Raw genomic sequence first — 2,514 nt, 5'->3', positions numbered from 1 at the left:
AAAAAGATCTAAGGAAGAAAAAGGCGGTCGCCTTTTTCCCCATTGAAATCATCCTCTCGTTCTTTCCTCTCTTTTCCTTCGTACCACAAGAGTCAGTTGTTCTTCCCATCATTTTCATGTCGGGGTTGCGGAGTTTTCTTCGTTTCCTGTTTTTATTATGCTATGATACGTATACAAGTATGGAAAAAAGGTGAGAATGAAGTGAAATCTCTAGGGTGGCTTGTGATATTTCTTCTGGTCGGTATGGCTATTTCTGTTGCTATCGGCTTTAGCTTTAGCGTGGAAGAGCCGGTTCGCTACGATGCGGAGCAGGAAGGGCTTGACCAAAAGGTAGTGATTCGATTCAGCCATGTGGTCGCGGAGAATACGCCAAAAGGTCTTGCCGTCGCCAAATTCGCCCAGCTGGTGCGCGAGAAAACGGATGGTATGGTCGAAATCCGTGTGTATCCGAATGCCACACTATTTGACGATGAGAATGAATTTAATGCCCTGCAATCGGGCAAAGTGGAAATGATAGCACCTGCTACTTCCAGGCTTTCTTCCCGGTATCCTGCATGGATGATTATGGATTTGCCGTACGCATTCGAAAACGAAAGAGAAGTAAGCAAAGCGATGGATGGTCGATTGGGGCAATTGTTATTTGAAGCGATTAACGATGAGAACGTTAAAGGGTTAGCGCTGTGGGATAATGGCTTTAAACAGATGACCGCTGGCTGTCCGCTCGTGTCGGTCAACGATTTTCGCGGACTCCATTTTCGAATCATGCCAAGTCCTGTTCTGCATGCGCAGTTTAAAACGCTGGGGGCAAGTCCTGAAAGCTACTCGTTTAATGATTTATACAGACAGCTTGAGGGAGGCAGCGTGCAGGGACAGGAGAATACTTTGTCCAATATTTACAGCAAGCGCCTCTATCAGGTGCAGCGCTATATGACGGTCAGTAATCATGGCTATCTCGGGTATATTGTATTAATCAATAAAACAACATGGGATACGCTTTCCGGTACCCAGCAGAAGGCCATCGAGTCAGCGATGACGGAAACGACCGCCTGGATTCGTCAGTACGCAAAACAAATGAATGATCGTGCGCTGGCAGAAATGAAGGAAAAAAATTCGATTCATATTCATATGCAGACAAATGAGGAAAAGGAAGCATGGAAAAAGCAACTCAATCCTGTCTATTATCAATTTAAAGATGTCATCGGAGAGCCGGTCATTACAGAATGGAAGAAACTTATCGCCACAGAACGGTCTCCCCATTAGAGAATTCGCGGATATGAATAACTGTTATGAAAAAAGTGGTAAAGGGCAGGCATAGTGCGATAAACTTGGAAAAAGGATGCTTTTGCGAGGAGGAATGTTTCATGGCAAAGGAGGTTTCAGCAGGAGGTGTCGTTTACCGGAGGACGAGAGACAACAGAATTGAGATTATGATCATTGAGGATCGGTACTTGAAAACATCTCTGCCCAAGGGGAAGCAGGAAAAAGGGGAGACGATGGAGGAGACAGCGCTCCGGGAGATTTGGGAAGAGACCGGAATTGAGGGCAAGGTTGTCCAGCCACTGGAAACGATTTATTATAACTACTACAATCCAAAAGTTGGGGCGGTAAGAAAAGAAGTTCATTATTTTCTCGTAGAAGCGACAGCCGGAACGCTTGTGCCGCAGATGGAAGAAATTCATACGGTAGCCTGGATGTCACCGGAAGCGGCCTGGGAGAAGCAGAAGAGGAACGGGTACCAGAATAACATCTCAGTCCTGGTAAAGGCATATGAACTGCTGGGAATTGATAACCGAAAGGAGAAAACATCATGACAAATAAGCCACTCGCATCCTACATTGACCACACTCTATTGAAACCGGAGACGACAGCAGAGATGATCGATACATTATGCCAGGAAGCGAAGGATAACGGATTTTTCGCCGTGTGCATTAATCCGTACTGGGTTGGGAGGGCCAAGCGCAATCTGGAAGGCAGCGGCGTAAAAGTGGCGACCGTTATCGGCTTTCCGCTTGGCGCGAATACAACAGAAACAAAGGCGTTTGAAGCGACGAAGGCGATCGAAGACGGTGCGGACGAACTTGATGTAGTGATTAACATTGGCGCGTTGAAATCGGGGGACGACGAAACGGTACTCCACGATATCGCCTCCGTGGTTACGGTAGCCGAAGGTAGGGCGCTTGTGAAAGTCATTATTGAGGCAGGCCTGCTGACGGAAGAGGAAAAAGAGCGGGCCAGCCGTCTAAGTAAAGAGGCGGGCGCGCACTTCGTCAAAACGTCCACCGGCTTCGGACACGGAGGAGCGACCGTAGAAGACGTACGGCTTATACGTAAGACGGTCGGCGAAGAAATGGGCGTGAAAGCGTCCGGAGGGGTACGCACCCGCGAAGATGCTGAAGCTATGATTACGGCCGGCGCTACCCGCATCGGCACCAGCGGCGGTGTCACCCTCATCCAGGGCAGCACGAATACGGAACAGTACTAAGAATTCTACAGAAAACCACCATGGCATCTCAG

3 protein-coding genes are annotated in these 2,514 nt (G+C 48.3%); all 3 read left to right on the top strand.

The window, feature by feature from the left end; all coding sequences use genetic code 11:
• Positions 1-201: 201 nt before the first annotated feature.
• The 3 genes from B2899_RS16080 (at position 202) to deoC (ending at position 2,482) form a co-directional block, all read left to right on the top strand.
• On the top strand, positions 202-1,260 hold the full coding sequence (locus tag B2899_RS16080; protein WP_170230137.1) for a DctP family TRAP transporter solute-binding subunit: 1,059 nt from the start codon (positions 202-204) through the stop codon (positions 1,258-1,260).
• A 101-nt stretch (positions 1,261-1,361) separates the two neighbouring features.
• Complete coding sequence (locus B2899_RS16075) at positions 1,362-1,811, top strand: NUDIX hydrolase (RefSeq protein WP_146808567.1); 450 nt, start codon at positions 1,362-1,364, stop codon at positions 1,809-1,811.
• The gene (gene deoC, locus B2899_RS16070; RefSeq protein ID WP_146808566.1) at positions 1,808-2,482 is read left to right on the top strand and encodes a deoxyribose-phosphate aldolase; all 675 of its coding nucleotides are present in this window, start codon (positions 1,808-1,810) and stop codon (positions 2,480-2,482) included. Before B2899_RS16075 ends, deoC begins: the two co-directional genes overlap by 4 nt.
• Positions 2,483-2,514: the final 32 nt, after the last annotated feature.

This window comes from Aneurinibacillus sp. UBA3580, assembly GCF_002375825.1.
GTDB classification, from domain to species: domain Bacteria; phylum Bacillota; class Bacilli; order Aneurinibacillales; family Aneurinibacillaceae; genus Aneurinibacillus; species Aneurinibacillus danicus.
This window is presented reverse-complemented; position numbering and strand designations above follow the sequence as displayed.

Bases quoted from the DNA above. Each gene is read 5' to 3' on its own strand.
- B2899_RS16075 (WP_146808567.1), top strand. From the start codon at position 1,362: ATGGCAAAGGAGGTTTCAGCAGGAGGTGTCGTTTACCGGAGGACGAGA.
- deoC (WP_146808566.1), top strand. From the start codon at position 1,808: ATGACAAATAAGCCACTCGCATCCTACATTGACCACACTCTATTGAAA.